Genomic DNA, 25,721 nt, shown 5'->3' with positions numbered 1-25,721 from the left:
TAAAAAGCTCTGAATAAATGTTTGATTTTATGTAAGTTACTGATGATAAAGGATTTAAATGTGATGCCCACAGCCTTCTTCACGGTTTCTGTGGACAACATTCGTGGCGATAAAAAGCCTATGAAAATCAATAATTTTTTGCATGTTTTACATAGGCGTAGCAATAAAAAGTGTAAGCCTTATAATGCGGCTATTAATAAATTATGAGGTTTTTCGTGCAAAAAGTTGATGTGGTAGTGGTGGGTGCTGGAGCTTCAGGTTTGATGTGTGCTGCAACGGCGGCTTACCGAGGACGACGTGTTTTAGTTATCGATCATGCTAAAAAAGCAGGTAAAAAAATTCTTATGTCTGGAGGCGGACGCTGTAATTTTACCAACCTAGATGCTGAGCCTAAGCATTACATATCGAATAACCCTCATTTCAGTATTTCTGCGTTACGTCGTTTTTCTCCTTATAACTTTGTTGAGCTGGTCGATCGCCATGGCTTAGAGTACGTCGAAAAAGCTCCGGGACAATTTTTTTGTGAGCACAGTGCGAAAGATCTGTTAGACATTCTATTAACTGAATTGGAGTGGTCTGGTGCTGAACTACAATTAGAGACCAAGATAAACGACATTGCTTATCAAGATGCTGGCGGTATTCTTATCCAGACCAATAAAGGTGAGGTGCAGTGTGACTCTTTAGTGATTGCTACGGGGGGATTATCCATTCCGACTATGGGCGCGACTGGATTTGGTTATGAGGTTGCCAAGGCGGTAGGCCATCATGTGTTTGATACTCGTGCCAGCTTGGTGCCGATCACATTACAGCCGAGTCGCAAAGCGGAATTAGCTGAACTGTCGGGTATTGCGTGCGACATTAGAGCGACAGCGACAGGCATGAGTTTTCAAGAACCTATGTTGTTTACTCACCGTGGAGTAAGTGGCCCCGCTATTTTACAAATTACTAACTTTTGGCAACCGGGTGAGCCCTTGTCTATTAACATTGCCCCATCGCTAACATTAGAAGCGCTTACGAATATTCGTCAGAAGCAACCGAAGAAAACCTTTGAAAATGTACTCAACAGCTTATTGCCGAAGCGTTTGGTTGAGCTTATGGCACTTAGCTTGCCTTGGCTGACAGAAAAAACTGCTCAGGTCTCGAATGAGCAGCTTCAAGCACTACATCACTATCTTAGTGACTTTGATATTGCCCCCAATGGCACGGAAGGATACCGTACCGCTGAAGTCACGCTTGGTGGTGTGGATACCAAAGAGGTCTCTTCTAAAACCTTCGAATCACAAAAGCAGGCGGGCTTATATTTTATCGGTGAGGTGTTGGATGTAACAGGCTTTCTAGGGGGCTATAACTTCCAATTCGCTTGGAGCAGTGGTTATTGCGCTGGGCAATATGTGTAGTTTATTTTTGCTAACTTATTGGTCGTCGTTTTCAAATTGCCCAACGCCAGATTTATCTTGGAGTACATGAGGAGTTATGAGTGCTCTCAGTTGAGGTATGCCCAACTAGATTAAAGGTAGTGGGCATACTTTCGAATACTTAAATGTTCTTTGCAATTAAGTCAGATCTGAGTGGACCACCTTTTGTAAAGAGTTTGGCTGAAAATTTCGGGTTTCGTTTACTCTTAAACGCATCGTAAATTAGTTTGAGTCCTTTAGCCTCTAGTAACGATATGTTTATCTCTGTATCGGTATCTACTGAGTCTATAAAGTCATCCGAAAATGATGGTGCGATGATAAGAACTTGTGCAACTCGCTTTCCTGAAGTTTCACATCGGTTTACATAGGCTTTTACCTGCCTAGCTGTTGTAGAGTATTTTGCAAAATCTCCATTTTTGCATGTTTTCGCCTCTCCAATAATCACATCGTCTTCACTCAAAGAAAGGATGATGTCTGCTTTGTCCTTTGCTGTATTAATTGACTTTCTAAGGTCTTCATCGACTATCAAGCCCAGTTGTTCAAAGATTGCTTTTGTTGCTTCTTCGAACTTTATTCCAATATCTGCTTCTGCAATTTCTATGTTAGCGGCTTTAAGGGCTGCAAGGTCTCGTCGTGCAAGCGCTTCGTAGTTATCTATAAGACGGTCTGTTGCATCTGCAAAGCTCTCGAGGATCACTTGTCTCGGGTCCCCTCGCTTTGTAAGTCCCATACTATCCCTAATCTCTTTTACCTGATCATTTGAAAGTATATAAAGGATGTCTTGTGGAGTGATGTTTAAGCTCCGTAATTTGTCTACAGTTAGTAATTCGTTGTCCTCAATTTCAAACTCAATCTGCAGCGTTTTAGTGAGATTTGGCAGGTGCTCTTGTAGTGATGAAAACATTTCTTTAAAGCCTGTAGCGCTCAATGAATTGAACTCTATATCCGAACAATTATTTAATGAGCGAATAATTAAGTCTATGCGTTCATCGATAGTTGTTCCTAGTTTATTGAGATCCAAACTTAGGTCTGTAATTAGATCTTTCAGTCGCTCTTTTCGATCGTTTAAGTTTGCATCAGGGCTGCAAATATCATGTTGAAGCATGGAAGACACAGATATTTTCATTTGCAATATGGTCTTGATCTTTTCTGACCTTTCGACCCCGCGTATACGTTTGTCATGATTTTTCAGTATATTGCTCAATTCTGCATCTGATAGAGTTCGTAGCATACGTAATATATGTTTATCAGCGAGCTCTTTACCCTGAATTCTATTCAGTAAAGAAACTATCTCATCTGCTACAAAAATAGTGTGGTCTTTTCTTCTTATGAAGACTAAACCAATTTCTCTGAGTGCATTTAAGCATTCCAGTGCTCCTGTTTGTGGTATTTGATTAACTAGGTGCTCTAATGCGCTTTGCTGCTCGGCTGTGATATCTAGCTTTTCAGCTAAAATGTTTAATATCCCACGTTCATCATCTGTAATTTTTGCTTCTCTATTTGCTCTAATATCATTGTGGTATGCCTCATTCAGGCATGAATGATAAATATGGAGACGTTTAGCCTCATCAAAGTTTTGAGACTCTAAATTAGCACTCGATAAAAGACCTAATGACTCTTGAGCCTGTTGGTTTATTAAATCCCATTCTTTGCTATAAAGGCTCTCTATCCACGATGCGCGCGCAATACTATTGCCGTCTCTACTAATTATGTTAACTAGTAATTTTGCTTGTGCTCCTAGCATCGCGATCTGTTGTTTTACGCTATTTTCATAATGCGGCAATACAAGTTGAAATAATTGGACAACTTCTAAGCTAGAAGCATTTTTAATTTGTCCATCGAGACTTTTAACTTTCTTGGCTAATTCTTTGTCATGCTCTATGGCTTCAGAGCAAACCTTGTCTAGGAAATTAACAAATTTTGACTTTTCGACCTGATTAACTGCGGCGAGTATGCTGGATAATTTCATGTGAGATTCCTTCCATGGTGCTAGATATGTATATGGCTACAACGTTATAAGGCAAACTTTTATAGAAAGAATAGAACACGCAAAGGCTAAGAGATCAATATCTTCGCTCTGATTATCACGTTGTTTTATCAAGGAAGTATTCTATGGCCATAAAATCTAAGGGGAATTTAGTCGATATATTTTTTAAAGTTAACTCCAATTAAATGAGGTGTGCTGCGTTCTCAATGGGACTGCTTTTTGAAGATTGGTTGCAGAGATGGCGGGAATACAATTATACTGTATAAATATACAGTACTGGTTGGGTTTATCATGAAAGTCACATATATGGGCTCTGTCGAGTCTGCTGCATACTGGGCAATGAGCCCTTTAAAAATCCCGCTTTATGTGGAGTCTGTGTCGGCTGGATTTCCTTCACCCGCTCAAGACTTCGTAGAAAAGACACTAGATCTAAACGAGTTTTGTGTGACGCACCCAGCAGCAACCTTTTATGTTCGGGCGCAAGGGGACTCTATGGTCGATGTGGGAATATACACAGGCGATGTGCTGGTGGTTGACCGGTCTTTAAATGCTCGCCATGGGGATATTGTGATTGCCTGTATTCATGGAGAAATGACGGTAAAAACGTTAGAGCTTAAGCCTAATGTTTTGCTTCGCCCCAAAAATAAAGCGTACAAGGCGATTACGATTACAGAGGAGTCTGAGCTGGAAATTTTTGGGGTGGTTACCGGTGTTGTGCGCAAGTACGGTCGTGCTTGATGGAAAAAGTCTTTGCCTTGGTTGACTGCAATAACTTCTACGCAAGTTGTGAAAAATTGTTCCGTCCTGACCTCAAAAAAGTGCCTGTTGTGGTGTTATCGAATAATGACGGCTGCATTATTGCACGCTCCAAAGAAGCGAAAGCCCTAGGGTTGAAAATGGGTGCGCCTATGTTTCAAGTACAGGGAGATCTTCAAAAGCATGGAGTGGTGTGCTTTTCTTCGAATTATGCCTTGTACGCGGATTTATCGAGCCGAGTGATGAGCATTTTGGAAGGCGAGGCGCCACAGGTTGAAATATACTCGATTGATGAAGCTTTTATGGATTTGACTGGCATTGCACCTTTGGAATCCTTGTTGGCTTTTGGGCAAAAGGTTAAGGTTAAAGTCGATAAATGGACGGGGATTAGTGTGGGCGTGGGAATAGCACCTACAAAAACCTTAGCGAAATTGGCTAATCATGGCGCTAAAAAGTACCCAGCAACAGGGTTAGTGGTGGATCTTATGGATCCCGAGCGTCAACGACGATTATTGGCTTTGGTGGATGTCGGTCAGATTTGGGGGGTTGGGCGTCGTACTGCCAAAAAGCTCCACGAAAGAGGTATTCACACAGGTTTACAGCTTGCTGATGCTGACCCTAAAAGCATTCGCAGTGAATTTTCTGTGGTGCTAGAGCGAACTGTGCGCGAACTCAATGGTGTGTCTTGTTTGAATCTTGAGCTCATGCGACCCGTAAAGCAGCAGATTATTTGCAGTCGATCTTTTGGCTATAAAGTCACGGAGGCGCAACAACTGCGAGAGGCCATTGCCAAATATACGAGCCGAGCAGCAGAAAAACTTCGCGAAGAGAATCGTTTTTGTCGTGTGGTCTGTGTTTTTATTCGCACCAGTCCTTATATTCCTAATGAACCTCAGTATGCGAAAACATTATCTACAGAGTTGCCTTTCCCAACAAGCGATACACGAGCGCTGCTAGATGCTACTGAGAAGCTTTTTAATGCTCTTTGGCACGCTGGATTTCGCTATGCAAAAGCAGGGGTGATGTTGACGGATTTCTATGAGTCTAGAAGCTTGCAGCAAGACTTATTTTGTGAAGATAAGGGTGAACGAAATTCAGCAAGTCTAATGAAAGTAGTCGACAAAATTAACCTCAGTGGTCTTGGCTATGTGTATTTTGCCTCTCAAGGTGTCTCGCCTCAATGGATGATGAAACGTGAACATTTATCGCCAGCTTATACGACAAACTGGGCAAATCTACCTAAAGTTCGTTAAGGCAAACAAATAGTTTTGTGTTGAACAATGGGTGTTACTTCAGAAAACGCCACCATTCGAGTCAAAATTACGTAAATAATAATGAGTTTATTTGAGCGTCAAAATTACATTCTAGTAACATTCATTTACAAAACATCAAAAACATATCGAGAACGATTATCCTCTTTGACGGGTTTTGTAAGGTTTTTCTTACAAGGTAGTCGTGAATAATCGTCAGTGAAAAGAATGAGAGTGATGAATGGAATAGTGTTGAAAAAAATGGAATGTGGGGAAATTAGGTGCTAAGTGTCTTATTTTCACTGATTTTAAGGTGTTTTTTCATTATATCGTGAACTTTACTTGTTCAAAAAATAAGACTGGTGAAATTTTCGCTGAAGATAGCCTAAGCGAAAATGTGAATAAATGATGTGTTTTGAAAGTTATGGAGAGTGAGAATTTACAAATTACCTGAACTGGTTAAAACGTACATTTTTATATTTCTGTGTGTATTTAATTGTTATGAATTGTGACATCTGTACCAAGGTACAATAGTGTGGTCGATATTAAAGCTGTAAGGTTAATTACTATATAAAACATTTACTTACAGTATTGCGAGGTGCCTCCTATGAGCGACAATCAAACACCAACTACAGAGGTTTTAGTTAAGCCGATTGGTTACCTAGAACTTAATGAAGGTTCGGTTGAAATTCTCTCGAGTAATGGTGAGGCGCATACCGTATCAGATGACATCATGATGTTTTATGAAGATACCGTGATTGTTAATAATTCAGCCAGTGGAAAGATTTCTTTTTTCAATGGCGTGGCCGAAGACATAATTTTTGGTCCAGGTGATGTGATTGATATCAGTGAAGAGGTTTATCTTCGCGACGACTCAGATTTAGCTTTACTCGCCCAAGACTCTGCGGCAGAAGTCGCTGCTTTACAGGGTGCAATATTAGAGGGTGTTGATCCAAGCCAAACACAAGAAGCGCCAGCAGCAGGAGAACAAGGCGTTGATTATAGTTTAGGGCAAAGCTATGTCGTGAATATTGATCGTAACCCAATAAGTCTGCTGGCGAGTTTAGGCTATGACACACAAGGGAGCGCACTTGGTCATTTAGGCCTTCCTGTTTTTGGTTACCTTACATCAGGTCTTGTTAGAAATGCCGACACAATAGATTTTTCTGATAAAAGTGAAAATCGTTCGGTTGATTCAGACGTTGTCGTATTGAGTTACTCCATTCAAGGCGCTACCCCAGCGGGATTTATTTTAGATCCAGCGACGGGTACTTGGACATTTTCTGCAAGCAACGCCGCTTATGCGAATTTAGCCCTAGGTGAAGAGTTGAGTCTCGATGTCGTAGTGGAGATCGTGAGTAGTACGGGAGCGATAGTTGAGCAGACTATCCGTATCACGGTAACTGGTACAAATGATGAACCAACGGCCACTGCAGAGATAAGTGTTGAAGCGATTGATGGTGGAAATGTTGTTTCTGGTGTTGTCGAGGCGACAGATATAGACGGCGACACGTTAACCTACTCTTTAACGGAAGATGTTGCTGGCTTCACCCTTAATACTGCTACTGGCGCTTGGGAGTTTGACCCAAGTAATGTTGCTTATGCTGGTTTAGCTGTTGGTGAAGAAACGCAAGTAGTTGTGACAGTCGAAATAGCTGACGGTAATGGTGGCACTACCCAACAGGAGATCACTCTTAACGTAACAGGTAGTAATGATGTACCGACTGTTGGCGGTGCTCGTGGGCTATCTACTGGTGGTATTGCCGCTGAAAACGGTGATGTGCTAACCGGTATGATTGATGCCAACGACGTGGACGGTGACACCTTAAATTACAGTGTTACAGTGTCAGTAGAAGGTTTTTCGATAAATGAAAATACAGGTGAATGGGTATTTGATCCAACAAATGGATTGTATGATGAGTTGGCCGTTGGTGAGGTCAAGGATGTAACCATTACAGTTCTAGTATCAGATACACATGGCGGAACTGTAGAGCAAGATTTAACAATTAAAGTGGTCGGCACCAACGATGCGCCAGTCGCAGAAGCGGTTAAAGACATCGATGCAACGGACATTGCGACCATCGTGACAGGTTCAGTTGGCGCAACCGATGTGGATGGCGATACATTAACCTACACATTGGCTGATGACGTTGCTGGCTTTACGCTTAACGAAGCAACAGGTGCTTGGGAATTTGATCCAAGCGATGTCGCTTACGCAGACTTGGCCGTTGGCGAAGAGGCGGAAGTGGTTGTGACCATAAACGTTGCCGATGGCAATGGCGGTACTACTCAACAAGAAATTACCCTTAACCTTGTGGGCACCAACGATGCGCCAGTCGCGGAAGCGGTTAAAGACATTGATGCAGCGGACATCACAGAAGTGGTATCTGGCACAGTTGGCGCAACCGATGTGGATGGCGATACATTAACCTACACATTGGCTGATGACGTTGCTGGCTTCACGCTAAACGAAGCAACAGGCGCATGGGAATTTGATCCAAGCGATGTTGCTTACGCAGACTTAGCGGTGGGCGAAGAAGCCGAAGTCGTTGTAACCGTAAACGTTGCTGACGGCAATGGCGGCACTACTCAACAAGAAATTACCCTTAATCTTGTGGGCACCAACGATACCCCAGTCGCAGAAGCGGTTAAAGATATTGATGCAGCGGACATTGCGACCATCGTGACAGGTTCAGTTGGCGCAACCGATGTGGATGGCGATACATTAACCTACACATTGGCTGATGACGTTGCTGGCTTCACATTAAATACTGAAACTGGCGCATGGGAATTTGACCCAAGCGATGTCGCTTACGCAGACTTAGCGGTGGGCGAAGAAGCGGAAGTGATTGTGACCGTAAACGTGGCTGACGGCAATGGCGGTACCACACAGCAAGAAATTACCCTTAATCTTGTGGGCACTAACGATGCGCCAGTCGCAGAAGCCACAAAAGACATTGATGCGACAAATATTACAGAAACAGTATCAGGCACAGTTGGCGCAACCGATGTGGATGGCGATACGCTAACTTACTCTTTAGCAGAAGAAGTTGCTGGCTTCACGCTAAACGAAGCAACAGGTGCTTGGGAATTTGATCCAGGCGATGTTGCTTACGCAGATTTAGCGGTGGGCGAAGAAGCGGAAGTGGTTGTGACCATAAACGTTGCTGATGGCAATGGCGGCAACACACAGCAAGAAATCACCCTTAACCTTGTGGGCACCAACGATGCGCCAGTAGCAAACGCTACAAAAGATATCGATGCGACAGACATTACAGAAACAGTATCAGGTACAGTTGGCGCAACCGATGTGGATGGCGATACATTAACCTACACATTGGCTGATGACGTTGCTGGCTTCACATTGAATACTGAAACTGGTGCTTGGGAATTTGATCCAAGCGATGTCGCTTACGCAGATTTAGCGGTGGGCGAAGAAGCCGAAGTCGTTGTGACCGTAAACGTTGCCGACGGCAATGGCGGCACTACTCAACAAGAAATTACCCTTAATCTTGTGGGCACTAACGATGCTCCAGTCGCGGAAGCTACAAAAGACATCGATGCAACGGACATCACAGAAGTGGTATCTGGCACAGTTGGCGCAACCGATGTGGATGGCGATACGCTAACTCACTCTTTAGCAGAAGAAGTTGCTGGCTTCACGCTAAACGAAGCAACAGGCGCATGGGAATTTGATCCAAGTGATGTTGCTTACGCAGACTTAGCGGTTGGCGAAGAAGCGGAAATCGTTGTGACCGTAAACGTTGCTGATGGCAATGGCGGCACCACACAGCAAGAAATTACTCTAAACCTTGTTGGCACTAACGATGCTCCAGTCGCAGAAGCGGTTAAAGATATTGATGCGACAGACATTGCGACCATCGTGACAGGCACAGTTGGCGCAACCGATGTGGATGGCGATACATTAACCTACACATTGGCTGATGACGTTGCTGGCTTTACGCTTAACGAAGCAACAGGTGCTTGGGAATTTGATCCAAGCGATGTCGCTTACGCAGACTTGGCGGTGGGCGAAGTAGCGGAAGTCGTTATGACCGTAAACGTTGCTGACGGCAATAGCGGTACTACTCAACAAGAAATTACTCTAAACCTTGTGGGCACTAACGATGCGCCAGTCGCAGAAGCCACAAAAGACATCGATGCAGCGGACATCACAGAAGTGGTATCTGGCTCGGTTGGCGCAACCGATGTGGATGGCGATACGCTAACTTACTCTTTAGCAGAAGAAGTTGCTGGCTTCACTCTAAACGAAGCAACAGGCGCATGGGAATTTGATCCAAGCGATGTTGCTTACGCAGACTTAGCGGTTGGCGAAGAAGCGGAAATCGTTGTGACCGTAAACGTTGCTGATGGCAATGGCGGCACCACACAGCAAGAAATTACTCTTAATCTTGTTGGCACTAACGATGCGCCAGTCGCAGAAGCGATAAAAGATATTGATGCAGCGGACATCACAGAAGTGGTATCTGGCATAGTTGGCGCAACCGATGTGGATGGCGATACATTAACCTACACATTGGCTGATGACGTTGCTGGCTTCACGCTAAACGAAGCAACAGGCGCATGGGAATTTGACCCAAGCGATGTCGCTTACGCAGACTTAGCGGTGGGCGAAGAAGCGGAAGTGGTTGTGACCGTAAACGTGGCTGACGGCAATGGCGGCACCACACAGCAAGAAATCACCCTTAACCTTGTTGGCACCAACGATGCGCCAGTCGCAGAGGCCACAAAAGACATCGATGCGACAGACATCACAGAAGTGGTATCTGGCACAGTTGGCGCAACCGATGTAGATGGCGATACGCTAACTTACTCTTTAGCAGAAGAAGTTGCTGGCTTCACATTGAATACTGAAACTGGCGCATGGGAATTTGATCCAAGCGATGTTGCTTACGCAGACTTGGCCGTTGGCGAAGAAGCGGAAGTCGTTGTGACGGTAAACGTTGCTGATGGCAATGGCGGTACTACTCAACAAGAAATTACCCTTAATCTTGTGGGCACAAACGATGCGCCAGTAGCGGAAGCGGTTAAAGATATTGATGCAACGGACATTGCGACCATCGTTACTGGCACAGTTGGCGCAACCGATGTGGATGGCGATACATTAACCTACACATTGGCTGATGACGTTGCTGGCTTTACGCTTAACGAAGCAACAGGTGCTTGGGAATTTGATCCAAGCGATGTTGCTTACGCAGACTTAGCGGTGGGCGAAGAAGCGGAAGTGGTTGTGACCGTAAACGTGGCTGACGGCAATGGCGGTACTACTCAACAAGAAATTACTCTAAACCTTGTGGGCACTAACGATGCCCCAGTCGCTGAGGCAGTTAAAGATATTGATGCAGCGAACATTGCGACCATCGTTACAGGCTCGGTCGGCGCAACCGATGTAGATGGCGATACGCTAATTTACTCTCTAACAGAGAATATTGCTGGCTTCACACTAAACGAAGCAACAGGCGCATGGGAGTTTGATCCAAGCGATGCCGCTTACGCAGACTTAGCGGTGGGCGAAGAAGCGGAAGTGGTTGTGACCATAAACGTTGCTGACGGCAATGGTGGTACAACACAGCAAGAAATTACTCTAAACCTTGTGGGCACTAACGATGCCCCAGTCGCAGAAGCAGTTAAAGACATTGATGCGACAGACATCACAGAAGTGGTATCTGGCACAGTTGGCGCAACCGATGTAGATGGCGATACGCTAACTTACTCTTTAGCAGAAGAAATTGCTGGCTTCACATTGAATACTGATACTGGCGCATGGAAATTTGATCCAAGCGATGTTGCTTACGCAGACTTGGCCGTTGGCGAAGACGCGGAAGTCGTTGTGACCGTAAACGTTGCTGACGGCAATGGCGGTACTACTCAACAAGAAATCACCCTTAACCTTGTGGGCACCAACGATGCGCCAGTAGCAGAGGCAGTTAAAGATATTGATGCAGCGGACATTGCGACCGTCGTTACTGGCACAGTTGGCGCAACCGATGTGGATGGCGATACGTTAACTTACGCTCTTGCAGAAGAAGTTGCTGGCTTCACGCTTAACGAAGCAACAGGCGCATGGGAATTTGACCCAAGCGATGTCGCTTACGCAGACTTAGCTGTGGGTGAAGAAGCCGAAGTGGTTGTGACCGTAAACGTTGCTGACGGCAATGGCGGCACCACACAGCAAGAAATTACCCTTAATCTTGTGGGCACCAACGATGCGCCAGTCGCAGAGGCCACAAAAGACATCGATGCGACAGACATCACAGAAGTGGTATCTGGCACAGTTGGCGCAACCGATGTGGATGGCGATACGCTAACTTACTCTTTAGCAGAAGAAGTTGCTGGCTTCACGCTAAACGAAGCAACAGGCGCATGGGAATTTGATCCAAGCGATGTTGCTTACGCAGATTTAGCGGTGGGCGAAGAAGCCGAAGTCGTTGTAACCGTAAACGTTGCCGACGGCAATGGCGGTACTACTCAACAAGAAATTACCCTTAACCTTGTGGGCACTAACGATGCGCCAGTAGCAAACGCTACAAAAGACATCGATGCGACAGACATTGCGACCATCGTGACAGGTTCAGTTGGCGCAACCGATGTGGATGGCGATACGCTAACTTACTCTTTAGAAGAAGAAGTTGCTGGCTTCACATTGAATACTGAAACTGGTGCTTGGGCATTTGATCCAAGCGATGTCGCTTACGCAGATTTGGCCGTTGGCGAAGAAGCGGAAGTGGTTGTGACGGTAAACGTTGCTGATGGCAATGGCGGTACAACACAGCAGGAAATTACCCTAAACCTGGTAGGCACCAACGATGCGCCTGTTGCCGCTGATCAAACAGTGACAATTCAGGAGGATTCCGCTGCTATAACGCTTGATGTACTTCAGGATAGTTATGATGTCGATGGAGATGACCTTGTTATAACAGAGGCAACGGTATCTTCTGAGCAAGGTGTTGTGTCTGTTGTGGGCAATAAAATCATCTTCACCGCTACGGAAAATTTCAATGGCACAGCCAACATCCAATATACAGTAAGTGATGGTGAGCTTACGGATACCGCTGAAGTCATTGTGAATGTTTCAGGGGTAGATGATGTTTCGGTTATCACTGGAGACGCTGAGAGTTTTGTTTATGAAGAAGATAGCCGCAAGACGGTTGAGAATTTTGTTTATACCTCTGGCGAGCTCACTATCACGGATGTCGATCAAGAAGACTTGCCAACGTTTGATATTGGTAGTGTTGTAAAAGCTGATGGTGTTCAGGGTGACCTTACTATTACTGAAGATGGCGCTTGGACTTATGTGGTTGATGCTGCGAATGAATTACAATCTTTAGCTGTAGGACAAACATTGGTTGAAACGTTTACCGTATCCGCTTCGGATGGCACAAGCCAAGAGATACAGGTAACTGTAATAGGTCAAGATGATGACTCTGTCATCGCCCAGAATAATCAGGTATTGGCCTTCAGTGAAGATATTAATCTACCTGCTTTTCCATTTGATCTAACTATTACAGATGTTGATGATGGTGAAACACCTTACTTTGAAACAACAACCCTACAGGGTGAATACGGTTATGTAGCATATGTCGCATCCAGTGAGACGGTCGGCGAAGGGACATGGACCTATCATTATGATTTTGTGAAAGGCCAAGAGCTGGAGTCAGGGCAATTTACTGAAGTATTCACACTGACAGCAACCGATGGCACTGAATACACCATTACCGTCAATATAAATGGCGTGAATGATGTACCTGTTGTAACGGCTGAACTAGATTATGTGGCAATTGAAGGTGGTGAAACGATCACAGGCCAGATAGAGGCAAGTGATGTAGACAGTGAAACACTGAGTTATGTGATGACAAGTGAGGCACCTGAGGGCTTTGTTTTAGCTAATGACGGCAGCTGGAGTTTTGACCCAGCACTAAGCGCTTATGACCACTTAATGGCAGGTGAAGTCCAAAATCTTGCGATTGATGTACAGGTTAGTGATGGTCAAAACATTGTATCCCAAACCATAAATATTGCTCTAACTGGTACGAATGATTTACCTGTAGCGGTAGCTGATACCGTCAGTGTATCGGGAACAGAAGAGATAGTGATCGACGTTCTTGAAAATGACAGTGATGCAGAAGGGACTTTAGTTATCACGCAAGCTTCAACTCTTGATGAACAAGGTCAAGTGACAGTAGTTAATAATCAACTTGTGTTTGTTGCGGCCACTGGTTTTAGCGGCGTCGCAACTATTAACTATACAATCGCTGATGAAGATGGCGCGACAGCAACCAATACAGTAACTGCTAGCGTGAATTTAGTAACGGTAGACAGTATAACATCAGGCATGACTCTCAATGCTGATGATATTGCAGGCACAGTAAATGTTACTGGTACGGCCTTAGGTGGTGATATTACTGCTGGAGATATCGTGTTAGTAGCTGTCAACGGTGTGAATTACCCTACTCAGGTAGATGGCGATGGCAATTGGTCAATTGAGGTAGTAGGGAGTGAATTAGCACAAGATACACAAGTGTCTGTGTCGGTAGCCTCCACAGATGCATTGGGAAATACAGTTAATAGTCAGTCCGTGCAGGAATATACCGTAGATATCAGTGCTGACACTGGGGAGGAAGCAGAGATCATTGTAAGTGAGAGTGTCACTGATGGACTACTTGGGCTTACTTTGTCAGGTATTGATTCAGATGCAGAGTCAGTTATTGTTTTGCTAAATGACGGTGTCAATCAACTAGAAGTAAATGCCATTCAAAACAGTGTAGGAGAATGGACACTTATAGATGCCGATATATCAAGTTTCAATGAAGGTGAACTTGCTATTACTGCAACTGTAACCGATGAATTCGGTAATACTGCAACCGTACAAAAGACTCACATTTATACGCTTAATGCTTCTCCAGTGGCTGTTGATGATGAAACGAATTTATCGACGGGGCTTGTGGGTGAATACTATGGCACCAACAGTCAAATCAATAACATTGCAGACTTTAGAGAAGTCGTTTCAAGTAAAGACCCAGATGCAACCTTTATAGCTGCCAATATCGATTATGCGGTAGGTAGTGGAGGTATCGCTAGCGATGACAACTTACAAAAATTCTTAGGAACCGATAGCTTAACCATCAACACTGACCCGTCTGATTACACTGACGGTGGATTGCATTTACAAGGGTACATTTACCTCGAAGCGGGTGACTATAACTTTAAAGTGTATGCGGATGATGGTTATCAAATCTTAGTTAATGGTGAAGACGTCGCATCAGTCGACTATAACCAAGCGCCGACAACGGATGTTTTTTCGCAGTTTTCTATTACGGACTCAGGCTATCATTCCATAGATATGGTGTGGTGGGATCAAGGAGGTCGCTATGTGTTTCAGCCAACTCTAAGCTCGGATGGTGGTGAAACCTACGAGGTAATTGATTCTACTATGTTAAGTGCCGCGGCCGCGCCACCACTTTCGACAAATATGGATCAAGCTATTGAAATTAATTTTGATAGTTTATTAGAAAATGACAGTGATGAAGACGGCGATGTACTGACCATTACAGGCATAAATAATGCTCAAAATGGTTATGCATATATCACAGATACAGGTGTTATTCATTTTATTCCATCAGTGGATTTTAGTGGCACAGGTAGCTTCGACTATACGATCAGCGACGGTAACGGCGGTTATGATACTGCGACGGCGCTTATACAGGTGGTTGATGGAAGTCTGTTGCCAACGGTCAGTGTGGTTGTTTCTGAGGCTAATAGCTATGGTCTGTGGAATGGCTTTAGTTCCGAAAGTGATGCCGCTTATGTGTACGATAACTACTCCAGCTACCAAACGTTCGGTAATGATGGCAATAATATCTATGTGAACAATGATGTGACTGCTTCGATCAGCCTTAATGCAGGTGATGACAAAGTAGACATTGGTGATGACATTGAATCTGGTGGTTACATCAGTTTGGGAGATGGTAATAACCAATTAATTGTCGGTGGAAGTGTCAATCACAGTATTGCTGCGGGCTCAGGAGACGATCAAGTTCAAATAGGTGAAGATTTATCGGCTTCTATTAATTTAGGCAACGGTGATAACTATTTATCTGTTGGCCAAAATGTTAACTCTAGTGCAAGTGTGAATGTTGGCTCGGGTAATGATGAAATCTACGTGAATGGAAACGTTAAAAGTGCGATTAATCTTGGTCAGGGTAATAACACAGTGATTATCTCTGGTGATTTGAATTCGAGTGTTGGCGCAAGTACAGGACATGACCAGGTGCAAATTCAAGGGAATGCAAATGGGTCATTGACGCTAGGAGATGGCAACAATATTGTTGTAATTGGTGGTAGTTTAAATAATAGCTTTAATGTTGGCTCTGGTAATGATCAAGTTCGCATAGAAGGCGATGTAAATAACTATATAAACTTGGGAACTGGCGACAATACTCTGTATATCGGAGGTAATTTAAATGCAGGAATTGGTTTGGGCTCTGGCAGTGACTTTATCGTCATTGAAGGTTCTAAAGCCAGTGAGGTGTATCTAAATGCCGGTACAGGTGGTGAAGACTCTCTTGTTTTAAATGGCTATTCATTATTAGACTACCAGCAAAACAAAGATAATATCCAAACTAAAGTAGTGGGTTTTGAGAACATTAAGTTAAGCGATGGCTTTGTATTAGGAACTGATGAAGGTGCGTTTACAGACTACGTTATTAACGGTTTAGATATTAGTTTGGAAGAATCTAGTTCAGACTATATTTATGACCTCGCTGTAGACTTAGACACGACTGATTCAACCTTGAATGCCAGCGAATTGAAGATGACGTTGTTAGGAGTGACAAATACAAGTGACATCATTGTTAGACAAGCAGGAGAAGAGCTGGTCGCTAACTTAGATGGTTCGTACAATATTACGTTGGCAGAAGGGCAAACAACGCTAAATGATATTACGTTAGAAAGTCCTGTCGAGTTACCAGACTTAAGTATTGAGACGCTACTAACCCCTACAAGTTCAGATAATAATGTAGAAAATCTAGCGATTGATGGCTTTATTGAAGGCACCGATGGGCTTGATGTTTTAGTGGGTGGTCTTGGCTCTAATGTGATATTCGGTGGCGATGACGATGCCGAAGACATCATGACCGGTGCTTCTGGTAATGATATTTTTGTTCTTAGTACCGTAACTGACTCGGATCATTTAGATACGATCACAGATTTTAACGCCGCAGAAGATGCCATTGATATTACCAATTTACTGGTAGGGGTTGAGGGTAGTCCTGAAGCGGATGCAGATATAGATACAATCACTGCATTTATTACAGAGCATGTCCAAGTAGGGCAAGATGGTAGCGTTAAAATAGATGATAAAGATGTCGCTATTTTTACTGAGCAAACTTCAACATTTGATTCCAATAAAGATGGAGAGATTAACGAAATAGATGAGATTAAAGTGGTGTATCACAATGAAGAATACAGCATTAATATTGATGGATAATTTCAATATAAATTAAATTTCATTTACTTGGATAAACATGAGTGGCTCGTAGAAATACGGGCCATTTTTTTGTTGGCGCTAAAGGTCAGTTAGTTGTCTCACTGGATCTTATTAGAGTTTTAATCTGTTGGCGGATGTGTAAAAGGAGATAGTCGTACTTGCCATGATGAGATTCCATTTCAAAGCAAATTCATAGGTCTGTATGATTTGTTTCAATGCACTTAGGAAAGGAGATCTGGGCATTCCAGCTGTGCAGTCCAATATTCGTATGCAGAGGCGTTCTACTGCGCTGACTCACAATCAGGAGCGGTAAAGAGTCGAGGAGTGCATGGCGAAAACAGTTTAAGATACGAGAGGATTAGATCAAACTTGAGTGATGTGGGTCAGATTAAAGTCTGGGAAGTCCAAAGCTTGTTTTCATTAAGTTAAGTAATGGTGCTTGAATTGACGTTTAGGTATGTATAAAAGATTAGAGGTGAGAAATCGGGCTATAAAATATAGACAAAAAAAAGCCACGTTAATCGATAGTTACGTGGCTTATATCAATCGAGATAAATGGGGAGGTGTAATTAATACTTGATCACTCGATGAGAGGTTAAGCTTTTATCAACACTATAAATTGTCCAGCGTTCTTGTACTTGTTGTTCTTTAGCGAAGACTTCTGCCACAACGCGGCGGTTTTTCTCACGTCCCACTTCCGTATCATTACTTTCGATCGGACGAGTCTCACCAAAGCCAATACCTTTCACGCGATATTGACGTATTCTAAAGTTATCAACCAAAACATCTGCAATCGCATTTGCGCGTTGTTGAGATAAAGATTTATTTATTTCTTCTGAGCCTACGTTATCAGTGTGGCCTTCAATCACAACAGACGCCGATGGGTTCTTATTAAGGAAGTTAGCTAACTCTTTTAGCTCAGAGTAAAAGCGAGGCTTAACAATTGTTTTGCCAGAGTCAAACAGTACATTCAATTGAACGGTAAAAAGCTTTTCAGTGACTGCAGTACAGCCTACATTATCGACTCTCGCGCCAACTTTAGTGTTAGGGCAACGATCACGGGCATCAATAACACCATCCCTGTCTGAATCGACCAGGCGTGTTTGCGGGTTGTTACTGTATAAGCTTTCCGCAAAAGCCAATGAGCAAAAAGTAAAAATACTCATCAAGCTAATTGTTTTTAGTAAGGTGGTCATGATGTTTCCCCATGCATTTACCTATTAAGATGAATCCATTTTAAGTGGTAGACATGCTTTACCCAATACGATTTTTGTAGCGTTATAGTAAAAAATCTGACTTTTGTAAAAGTATGTAAGTATAAGGCTGCTACCTAACTTGCTTGCTAAATGATTTTTAGTCTTTTTATTCTTACGAGACTTTCATTTCTGATAAGTATCTTAATATCAATGGGTTAGTGTTTTTTTTCTGAATGGTTTAGAAGTATTAATAGGGCTTTGGGAAAGCCAAGAGGGGAAGTGTTGTTCTTTTTCTGCATAAATCTAAGTTAAAGAGAGAAATCTAGGTTTTTATAGTCAAAATGTTGGAAATGTACATGTTTTTTACAAATTTATAAAATCGTTATGGCGTGACAACAGAGGGGCTTTAAGGTGGTTCTACCAAGCCTGTCTGAGTATCCACGTTAAGCAGCTAAGCTATGGGAGAAAAATTTTATCGGCACAAAGGTCAATAGATGAAGAGCTTGAGATTTACGCTTGTCTTGGCTTTCATTGCAATACTAAAAAAAAGATTACAAAAATAGGTATCTATTTAAAAAAAATTACAAACAAAATGAAAATTTTGATTACAACCAGCATTTAGTATCGTATGTTTTAAATAGTAATTTTATATTTTTATGTAATGGGGGCGATTATGATCACGAAGTTAGAAAATCAATATTCACGCATAGTCGTAGAGCGAAGGATTTTATTCGATGGAGCTGCGATTGAAACTCTAGCTGAAGAGTCTCAGCCTAGTGACCTAGTTGAAAACCCAAAAAATATAGAAGTTAGTATACAGAATGATAAATTCGAAGGCCTAGTTTCAGCGGTAGAAGATGGTAAAAATAGTATCTATGTGATTGATGAAGGATTAGATGACGTTGCCAGTATTGTCGAATTAGTTCCGTCAGATGCACATATTATTATGCTATCAGTAGATTATGATATTACCCGTTTAGCAAGCGAAGTGACTGAATTTAATAATATTGATGCCTTGCACATTATTACTCACGCTAATCAAAATGGCGCTTTTCAAATCGGCCAGACCATGGTTGATGCAAATAACATCAATCAAATTTATCAAGATGAATGGCTGAAAATAGGTAACGCCTTAGCTGAAAACGCAGATGTTTTAATTTATGGTTGTGACTTAGCAGCGTCCACTGCAGGGGAACAAACCTTAGTTGAGCTGGCAGAGGTTCTAGGCAGCGATATTGCAGCTTCTGAAGACATCACTGGAATTTCAGGTGACTGGGATTTGGAATTCCAAATCGGTGCGATAGAGGAGCAAAGTTTCGCAGCCCCGGATTGGCAAGGAAACTTAGATCTTGTACCTGTGATAAGTATTCCTAGTATTGCACTCTTCTCTGAAGATCAGCCATTGATATTTGCCGATGCAGGTGTTGCCCAGATTAGTGTTGGTGATCTAAATGGTTCGGTGGCAGAAGTACAATTGGCTGTCGCAGTTGGTTCCTTATCTTTAACTCAAAGCGCTGATGTAACATTAACAGAAGGGACAGGCACTAATGACAGTACGGTAACGTTACAAGGTAGCGTTGCCAGTGTAAATGCGGCATTGAATAGTTTAGTTTATACACCAGATGAAGATTATAACGGCCTAGTTAATATCACCGTTAATTTGACGGATAGTTTTCCACTTGTTCCAATTACGGTAACAGCCGTTTTACCGCTGAGTATCTCTGCTGTCAGTGATATTGTCGCTGACGCCTATGATGTTCCTGTTAATGCGTCAGTTACGTTAGATCTAATGGGTAATGATACATTTGAAAACCTAGGTGCGAGTATCACATCATTTACTTCTCCTGCTAACGGTACTATTAGCCAAGATATATCAGGGAATTATATTTATACGCCTAATACAAATTTTCAGGGGCAGGATAGCTTTGAATATACTGTAACGTCAAATGGCACGGTAGAGACGGCTACCGTGACGATGAATGTTAATACTGCACCAGTAGCGAACGACACCACAGGTTCTGGTAACGAAGACAGCACCATTACCCTAAACGTATTGGCGGATGCCTCGGATGTGGATGGCGATAGCTTAACCGTCTCTGCCCCTGTAGTGGAATCTGGTCAAGGCACGGTCACGGTATCTAACAATCAAATCGTCTTCACCCCCGCCACTGACTTTAACGGTGAAGCGGTGATTAGCTATACCGTCGCGGATGGTAACGGTGGTACAGACACTGGGGAAGTGACCGTTACGGTGAACCCTCAGAACGATGCGCCGGTAGCGAACGGCACCACAGGTTCTGGTAACGAAGACAGCACCATTACCCTAAACGTCTTGGCCGATGCTTCGGATGTGGATGGCGATAGCTTAACCGTCTCTGCCCCTGTAGTGGAATCTGGTCAAGGCACGGTCACGGTATCTAACAATCAAATCGTCTTCACCCCCGCCACTGACTTTAACGGTGAAGCGGTGATTAGCTACACCGTCGCCGATGGTAACGGCGGTACAGACACTGGGGAAGTGACCGTCACGGTGAACCCTCAGAACGATGCGCCGGTTGCGGGTGATGTGACAGCAGAAACACGACCAAGTGAGACGGTAACGATAGATGTTATTGCGCAGGCAAGGGATGCTGACGGTGATGAAATGACCATAGAGTTACCGGTATTAGAAACAGGTCGAGGCTCACTCTCTATAGAAAATAACAACATAGTTTTTACCCCGGCAGAAGACTACCTGGGAGAGGCGAGCATCAGTTACCAACTTGTGGATGAAAATGGTGCTCGGGACAGTGGTAGCGTGACTGTTACTGTTTCTGAAAATGTTGCCCCCATTGCAACGGATATGAGTATACATACAGAAGAAGATACCAGCGTCAAGGTCAACCTATTGGATTTAGTGAGTGATCATGAAGGTGATAACCTTAGTTTTCCAGAAGCGCGTGTTGTTACTGGTGAAGGACAGGTCAGTATTGAAAATGGTGAATTAACCTTTACTCCAGGTGAAAACTTCAATGGTGTTGCAGAGATTAGCTATACAGTTGCGGATGAATACAGCGGAACTGACTCAGCAAATATTACGGTGACGGTGTCAGCTGTTAATGATCAGCCTGTGGTGAACAACACAACAGGTCAGGAGACCACCGCGGGTAACCAAGTCACCCTTGATGTTTTAGCGGCAGCAGAGGATGCCGATGGTGATGTATTAACGGTCAGCAACCCTGTTTTGCTGTCAGGTGAAGGTGCGGTGAGCGTCTCTGATAATAAAGTCGTTTATACTCCAAGCGAATCTTATAGCGGGCAAGCTGTTATTCAATACACAGTGACGGATTCTAGCGGTGCGAGTGTTACAGCAACTGTTACTATCACTGTCAATGCTATCGAAAGAGTGGAGATGGGGGATGACATTGGTAACATCACCTTGATTAACGAAGCGCTAAACCGAGGTGAAAACTTCAGCTATCAGGCTATTGATTATGACCCAGTATTACTCGACGCAATCAATGGTATTAGCTTATTACCTTCACAAGTCGATGTTTCACAAAATCAACCCAACTTAAGTGTTGTTAACAATTTCTCAGTTGTTGAAAGCTTTAATCAGATTTCCACCTTGGCGAGTAGCACAAATAATCTTACAGGATTTGATAGTTCTAATATTGCTTTTGAACCCGCAGAGAGCAGCCTGGAACCTAATTTGGATCAACCATTAAACGGCGGTGAAACGGAGCCGTCTTCTGAGACTCTTGAGATTCAAGAGCTGGAGGCAGACGAATTAGACGAGGCGCTGGAATTAGATGGTATTACTGAGGGAGCAGCTGTTTCAACAGACATAGCAAACAACACATATTTATCTGATGAGTTAGACAGACTCACTCATGAGCAAGTGGAACAAATGAAAGGCCTTTTAACAATGTTGTCATAATTAAAATAACAATGAGGTGATAAATGCTCAAGCGAATTATATTAGTACTGGGGCTATTAGGAATCCTTATCTTAGCAGGCTGTGCACCTAAGCCTGTCATCTTGGATATGCAGAAGCTGTCGGTTAAAGCACATCGAGATTTATTAAATGACATTGCTTTAAATGAGCCGATCATAGAAGAAATATCACTGTACGAGGCCATGGCTAGGGCTTTAAAGTATAACCTTGATGCCCAAATTGAAATTAAAGACGAAGAATTCAGACGTCGTCAGAATTTGGTTATTAACAGTGGTATGTGGCCTAGTTTATTGGCAACTTTTGGTATTAACTCTAGAGATAATTTAGCCGCTTCGAGTAGTCGTTCTGTTATTACTGGTACTCAATCTTTAGAACCCTCCACTTCATCTGAACGCACTTATGCAACCGCTGACTTAACTGCTAGCTGGGACCTGTTGGATTTCGGGGTAGCTTATGCTGAAAGCCAACAAGGGGTGACGGAGGAAAGCATTGCCCGCGAAAGACGCCGCAAGGTTGTCAACCGAATTATAGAAAACGTGCGAACAGCTTACTGGAGAGCAGTAAGTGCCGAACGTACTTTTAGTAAGCTACTGGCGTTAGAGAGCCTTGCTCAACAAGCTTTAGTGCAAACTCGAGCTTTAGAAGAGGGCCGAAAAACCCCCATCAAATTTGCATTAGAATACCAAAGAGACTTACTGAAAATACAAAGAAACGTACAGCAGCTACAAAGAGAGCTAGTATTGGCGAAGCATCAACTAGCGACCTTAATTAACCTTGCCCCTAATACCAAATTTTCCCTAGAAATACCGAGTCGAACAGATATTGTCCCTGTGTTGCCTGGTTCTGCGCGACAAATGATCCGTTACGCTCTGTATTATCGCCCTGAGCTGAGAGAAGTATTTTACGAACAACAGATTGAGGGATATAAGGAAGATATTGCCTTATATGAGTCCTTACCAGGCTTTAAATTATTGTTTGGTGCTAACTACAATTCTAATGACTTTTTATCTAACCGACAGTGGGCCAGTTTGAGCACCAGTGTGAGTTGGAATCTTATGTCATTGTTTCGGTACCCCTTACAAAGAGATGCCCTTAAGGCTGAGTCTGAAGTGATTTTAGCTCGCAGACAGGCTATTACCATGGCGATCATCACTCAAGTTTATGTCGCTCGAGCTAGATTTGTTCGTTTATCTCAAGAACTCAGTACGATTCGTAAAAGCCATAACATACAGGTGAAGATCTTAGCTTTAACTGAGGCCGGGCATAAAGCTAATCAGATTAGTCAGAGAGAGCTGGTCATGGAAAAAATGAACGAAATTTTAGATGAAATTAGCTATGACACAGCATACGCGGACCTTCAAAATGCCTACGCAGGGCTGTATTCCTCCATGGGGATTGCAAATTTTGATGTGGAGATTGGGGATGAAGAAGATTTAGAAGAGCTGACTACGAAACTCCGTGATAGATGGACTCAACATGGTTTGGCACTGCCGAAATTGGGAGGCTAGAATGAAAAAGATGAATTTATTAGGCAGCACTATATTGCTTGCTTCATTTAACTTATATGCTCAGCAAGACTTGGTTTTAGAGGCGTTACTGCTTACTACTAATAATGAAGTTATCTCAGATGGGTATGTGGTTTCCCCGAGTTTACCTTCAAAGCCGTTTGCCGCCCGTGGCGTAATACAAGCTAAGCAACAAGCGACATTGGCGTCAGGCATTGGCGCAAAAGTTGAGCAGTTTAATTACCGACAAGGTCAAGGGTTCGAAAAAGGTGCGGTTCTGGTTAAATTTGATTGCCGTGGGCCATTGGCGGAAATTAAGGCCTCACAAGCCGATGTTTACATGCACAAACAAAAAGTCGCGGTGAATGAGGAAATGGCAAAATTTGATTCAATTAGTGACTACGAAGTTTTGCTGACAAAAACCGAATTGAGCAAAGCGGAAGCGGAGCTTGAAGCAAGGCAAATAGAGTTAGATGCTTGTGAAATTAAGGCTCCATTTAGTGGACGTGTGGTAGAAACTTTAGTGAATAGGCATGAAGTTGTAGCAAAGAACGATCCATTGTTAGCCATTGTGGATGCAAAGCAGCTTGAGGTATCCATCATCATTCCGTCGACCTGGCTGCAATGGCTCGAAACTGACCATGTTATCCAGTTTAAAGTTGATGAATTAGCCACTCAGGTCGAGGCGAAAGTGATTAGAATTTCTCCCGTGGTAGACCCAGTAAGTAAAACCATTGCAATCACAGCGGTATTTAACGGCAAAGCTAAGGAGCTTAAGAATTTGCTACCAGGTATGAGTGGGACGGCTATTTTCACTTATACAGGTAGTGCAATATGAATGTCCAAGAAGAGCAACGTCAGGGCAATGTAATCGCTCCTGCATTAAAGTTACTGCAGTTCGAAGCGGATATTCGTCAATGTAACACTCACAAGGGACTGACTTTTCATCTTGCTAATAATGTAAAAAGTATTATTGCTTATGAAAAAGCTTTTGTCCTTGAGCAAGTGGCAAAAAACACTTTTACGGTGAGAGCGGTTAGTTCAGCGTCTACGGTGGAGAAAAGCAGCCCGCTCATCCGCCAACTTACTCAGTGGTTAAGAGGTTACGAGAACAGACAGCAGGCTCATGGGTTTAAAACCGAGGAACATTTATCTGGCATTGAATTGCCCTATCAATACAGTTACTGGCAACCCATTAGCAACCAAACGTCCCCAGCTCAATATTACCTTCTACTGCTAGCAAACGATGCTTATAGTGAAAACCAACAAGCGTTATTAGGCCGTATAGCACACACTTACCATCATGCTTTCCGGGCATTGAGAGCGAAGCAAGACAAACCCATAGGGCATTGGTGGCAGCGTCATATTGGTAAGCTTACCAGTATAATGCTGTTGTTAGTTGTTGCACTGACGATGCCGATGCCCATGAGTGTGATGTCTGCCGTAGAGGTGGTGCCTGACCAACCATTTATTGTCACAGCGCCTTTTAATGGTGTGGTAAAAACAATCTCTGTCGCCCCAGATTCTGTAGTAACCGCAGGACAAATCCTATTACAGTTTGAAGATCTAGAACTGAGAAATGACTATTTGTTATCGCAACGAAAATTGGCGGTGGCGAAAGCCAAATATGATAAAGCGCAAGCGGTTTCTTTTGTGCAAACGGATTATGGCGAAGATGCCAACATTGCCCGTGCGGAGTTAAATTTAGCCATCATTGAAATGCAATATGCTAAACAACGACTTAGTCAATCTAGTATCGAGTCACCGCAAAATGGTGTGGCAATTTATGCAGACAAAGAAAAGTGGCAAGGTAAGGCCGTTCAAGTCGGGGAGCGTCTTTTGCAGGTTGCCCAAGCCGATCAAATACACTACAAGTTGTTTTTGCCCGTGGCGCAAATGATGAGCTTTTCTGAGCAGGCGAAAGTGACGGTTTACCTAGATAGCTCGCCACTCGGAGGGCATCAAGCGCAATTAGTCAGTATTGGTTATCAACCGGTTGTCAGTCCTGAAGGCATAGCCAGCTATATCTTGATTGCTAAGCCGTTGCAGGGAGGGTTACCTGCGATTGGTGCCCGAGGGACGGCGCGGATATACGGAGGGGACGCGCCCCTTATCTGGCATTTCTTACGCCGCCCCATTAATAGTGCTAGACAGTGGTTAGGGGTCTAG

At 43.4% G+C, this 25,721-nt stretch carries 10 protein-coding genes; 8 read left to right on the top strand and 2 right to left on the bottom strand.

Features of this window, described 5'->3' with window-relative positions; all coding sequences use genetic code 11:
• The first annotated feature begins 203 nt into the window (after nucleotides 1-203).
• Nucleotides 204-1,397, top strand: a complete 1,194-nt coding sequence (locus tag ABJF92_RS00340; RefSeq protein WP_446813866.1) for an NAD(P)/FAD-dependent oxidoreductase — start codon at nucleotides 204-206, stop codon at nucleotides 1,395-1,397.
• A gap of 139 nt (nucleotides 1,398-1,536) precedes the next feature.
• On the opposite strand, the gene ABJF92_RS00335 is transcribed toward ABJF92_RS00340, so the two are convergent.
• On the bottom strand, nucleotides 1,537-3,384 hold the full coding sequence (locus tag ABJF92_RS00335; protein WP_446813865.1) for a hypothetical protein: 1,848 nt from the start codon (nucleotides 3,382-3,384) through the stop codon (nucleotides 1,537-1,539).
• Between the two features lie 309 nt (nucleotides 3,385-3,693).
• Between ABJF92_RS00335 and umuD the strand changes: the two genes are divergently transcribed.
• The 3 genes from umuD to ABJF92_RS00320 all read left to right on the top strand — a co-directional run bounded on the left by umuD (nucleotide 3,694) and on the right by ABJF92_RS00320 (nucleotide 16,914).
• Nucleotides 3,694-4,140 (top strand): translesion error-prone DNA polymerase V autoproteolytic subunit, encoded by a 447-nt coding sequence (umuD, locus tag ABJF92_RS00330; protein ID WP_446813864.1) that lies wholly within the window; start codon nucleotides 3,694-3,696, stop codon nucleotides 4,138-4,140.
• Nucleotides 4,140-5,411 (top strand): translesion error-prone DNA polymerase V subunit UmuC, encoded by a 1,272-nt coding sequence (gene umuC, locus ABJF92_RS00325; RefSeq protein ID WP_446813863.1) that lies wholly within the window; start codon nucleotides 4,140-4,142, stop codon nucleotides 5,409-5,411. Before umuD ends, umuC begins: the two co-directional genes overlap by 1 nt.
• A gap of 604 nt (nucleotides 5,412-6,015) precedes the next feature.
• Nucleotides 6,016-16,914: a VCBS domain-containing protein gene (locus ABJF92_RS00320; protein WP_446813862.1), complete on the top strand. Its 10,899-nt coding sequence runs from the start codon at nucleotides 6,016-6,018 to the stop codon at nucleotides 16,912-16,914.
• A gap of 569 nt (nucleotides 16,915-17,483) precedes the next feature.
• Here ABJF92_RS00320 and ABJF92_RS00315 read toward each other — a convergent pair.
• Nucleotides 17,484-18,110, bottom strand: a complete 627-nt coding sequence (locus tag ABJF92_RS00315; RefSeq protein WP_446813861.1) for an OmpA family protein — start codon at nucleotides 18,108-18,110, stop codon at nucleotides 17,484-17,486.
• A 673-nt stretch (nucleotides 18,111-18,783) separates the two neighbouring features.
• On the opposite strand from ABJF92_RS00315, the gene ABJF92_RS00310 reads away from it, so the two are divergent.
• Genes ABJF92_RS00310 through ABJF92_RS00295 form a run of 4 tightly spaced genes read left to right on the top strand, consistent with a single transcriptional unit; the run spans nucleotide 18,784 to nucleotide 25,721 of the window.
• Entirely contained in the window at nucleotides 18,784-22,029 is a 3,246-nt protein-coding gene (locus tag ABJF92_RS00310; protein WP_446813860.1) for a tandem-95 repeat protein, read from the top strand.
• Between the two features lie 23 nt (nucleotides 22,030-22,052).
• A complete protein-coding gene (locus ABJF92_RS00305) occupies nucleotides 22,053-23,555 on the top strand; it encodes a TolC family protein (RefSeq protein WP_446813859.1) in 1,503 nt (500 codons plus the stop codon).
• A 1-nt stretch (nucleotide 23,556) separates the two neighbouring features.
• Nucleotides 23,557-24,390 carry an efflux RND transporter periplasmic adaptor subunit gene (locus tag ABJF92_RS00300; RefSeq protein ID WP_446813858.1) on the top strand — a complete coding sequence of 278 codons (834 nt, stop codon included), beginning with the start codon at nucleotides 23,557-23,559 and terminating at the stop codon, nucleotides 24,388-24,390.
• Entirely contained in the window at nucleotides 24,387-25,721 is a 1,335-nt protein-coding gene (locus ABJF92_RS00295; protein ID WP_446813857.1) for an efflux RND transporter periplasmic adaptor subunit, read from the top strand. The genes ABJF92_RS00300 and ABJF92_RS00295 overlap by 4 nt, the downstream gene beginning before the upstream one ends.

The organism is Marinomonas sp. (assembly GCF_039940335.1).
In the GTDB taxonomy this organism is placed as follows: domain Bacteria; phylum Pseudomonadota; class Gammaproteobacteria; order Pseudomonadales; family Marinomonadaceae; genus Marinomonas.
The sequence above is the reverse complement of the archived record's forward strand: the minus strand, read 5'-3'. Positions and strand labels throughout refer to the sequence as shown.

Coding starts and splice junctions, on each gene's coding strand:
- ABJF92_RS00295 (WP_446813857.1), top strand. CDS start 24,387: ATGAATGTCCAAGAAGAGCAACGTCAGGGCAATGTAATCGCTCCTGCA.
- ABJF92_RS00310 (WP_446813860.1), top strand. CDS start 18,784: ATGATCACGAAGTTAGAAAATCAATATTCACGCATAGTCGTAGAGCGA.
- ABJF92_RS00335 (WP_446813865.1), bottom strand. CDS start 3,384: ATGAAATTATCCAGCATACTCGCCGCAGTTAATCAGGTCGAAAAGTCA.
- umuD (WP_446813864.1), top strand. CDS start 3,694: ATGAAAGTCACATATATGGGCTCTGTCGAGTCTGCTGCATACTGGGCA.
- ABJF92_RS00305 (WP_446813859.1), top strand. CDS start 22,053: ATGCTCAAGCGAATTATATTAGTACTGGGGCTATTAGGAATCCTTATC.
- ABJF92_RS00300 (WP_446813858.1), top strand. CDS start 23,557: ATGAAAAAGATGAATTTATTAGGCAGCACTATATTGCTTGCTTCATTT.
- ABJF92_RS00340 (WP_446813866.1), top strand. CDS start 204: ATGAGGTTTTTCGTGCAAAAAGTTGATGTGGTAGTGGTGGGTGCTGGA.
- umuC (WP_446813863.1), top strand. CDS start 4,140: ATGGAAAAAGTCTTTGCCTTGGTTGACTGCAATAACTTCTACGCAAGT.
- ABJF92_RS00315 (WP_446813861.1), bottom strand. CDS start 18,110: ATGACCACCTTACTAAAAACAATTAGCTTGATGAGTATTTTTACTTTT.
- ABJF92_RS00320 (WP_446813862.1), top strand. CDS start 6,016: ATGAGCGACAATCAAACACCAACTACAGAGGTTTTAGTTAAGCCGATT.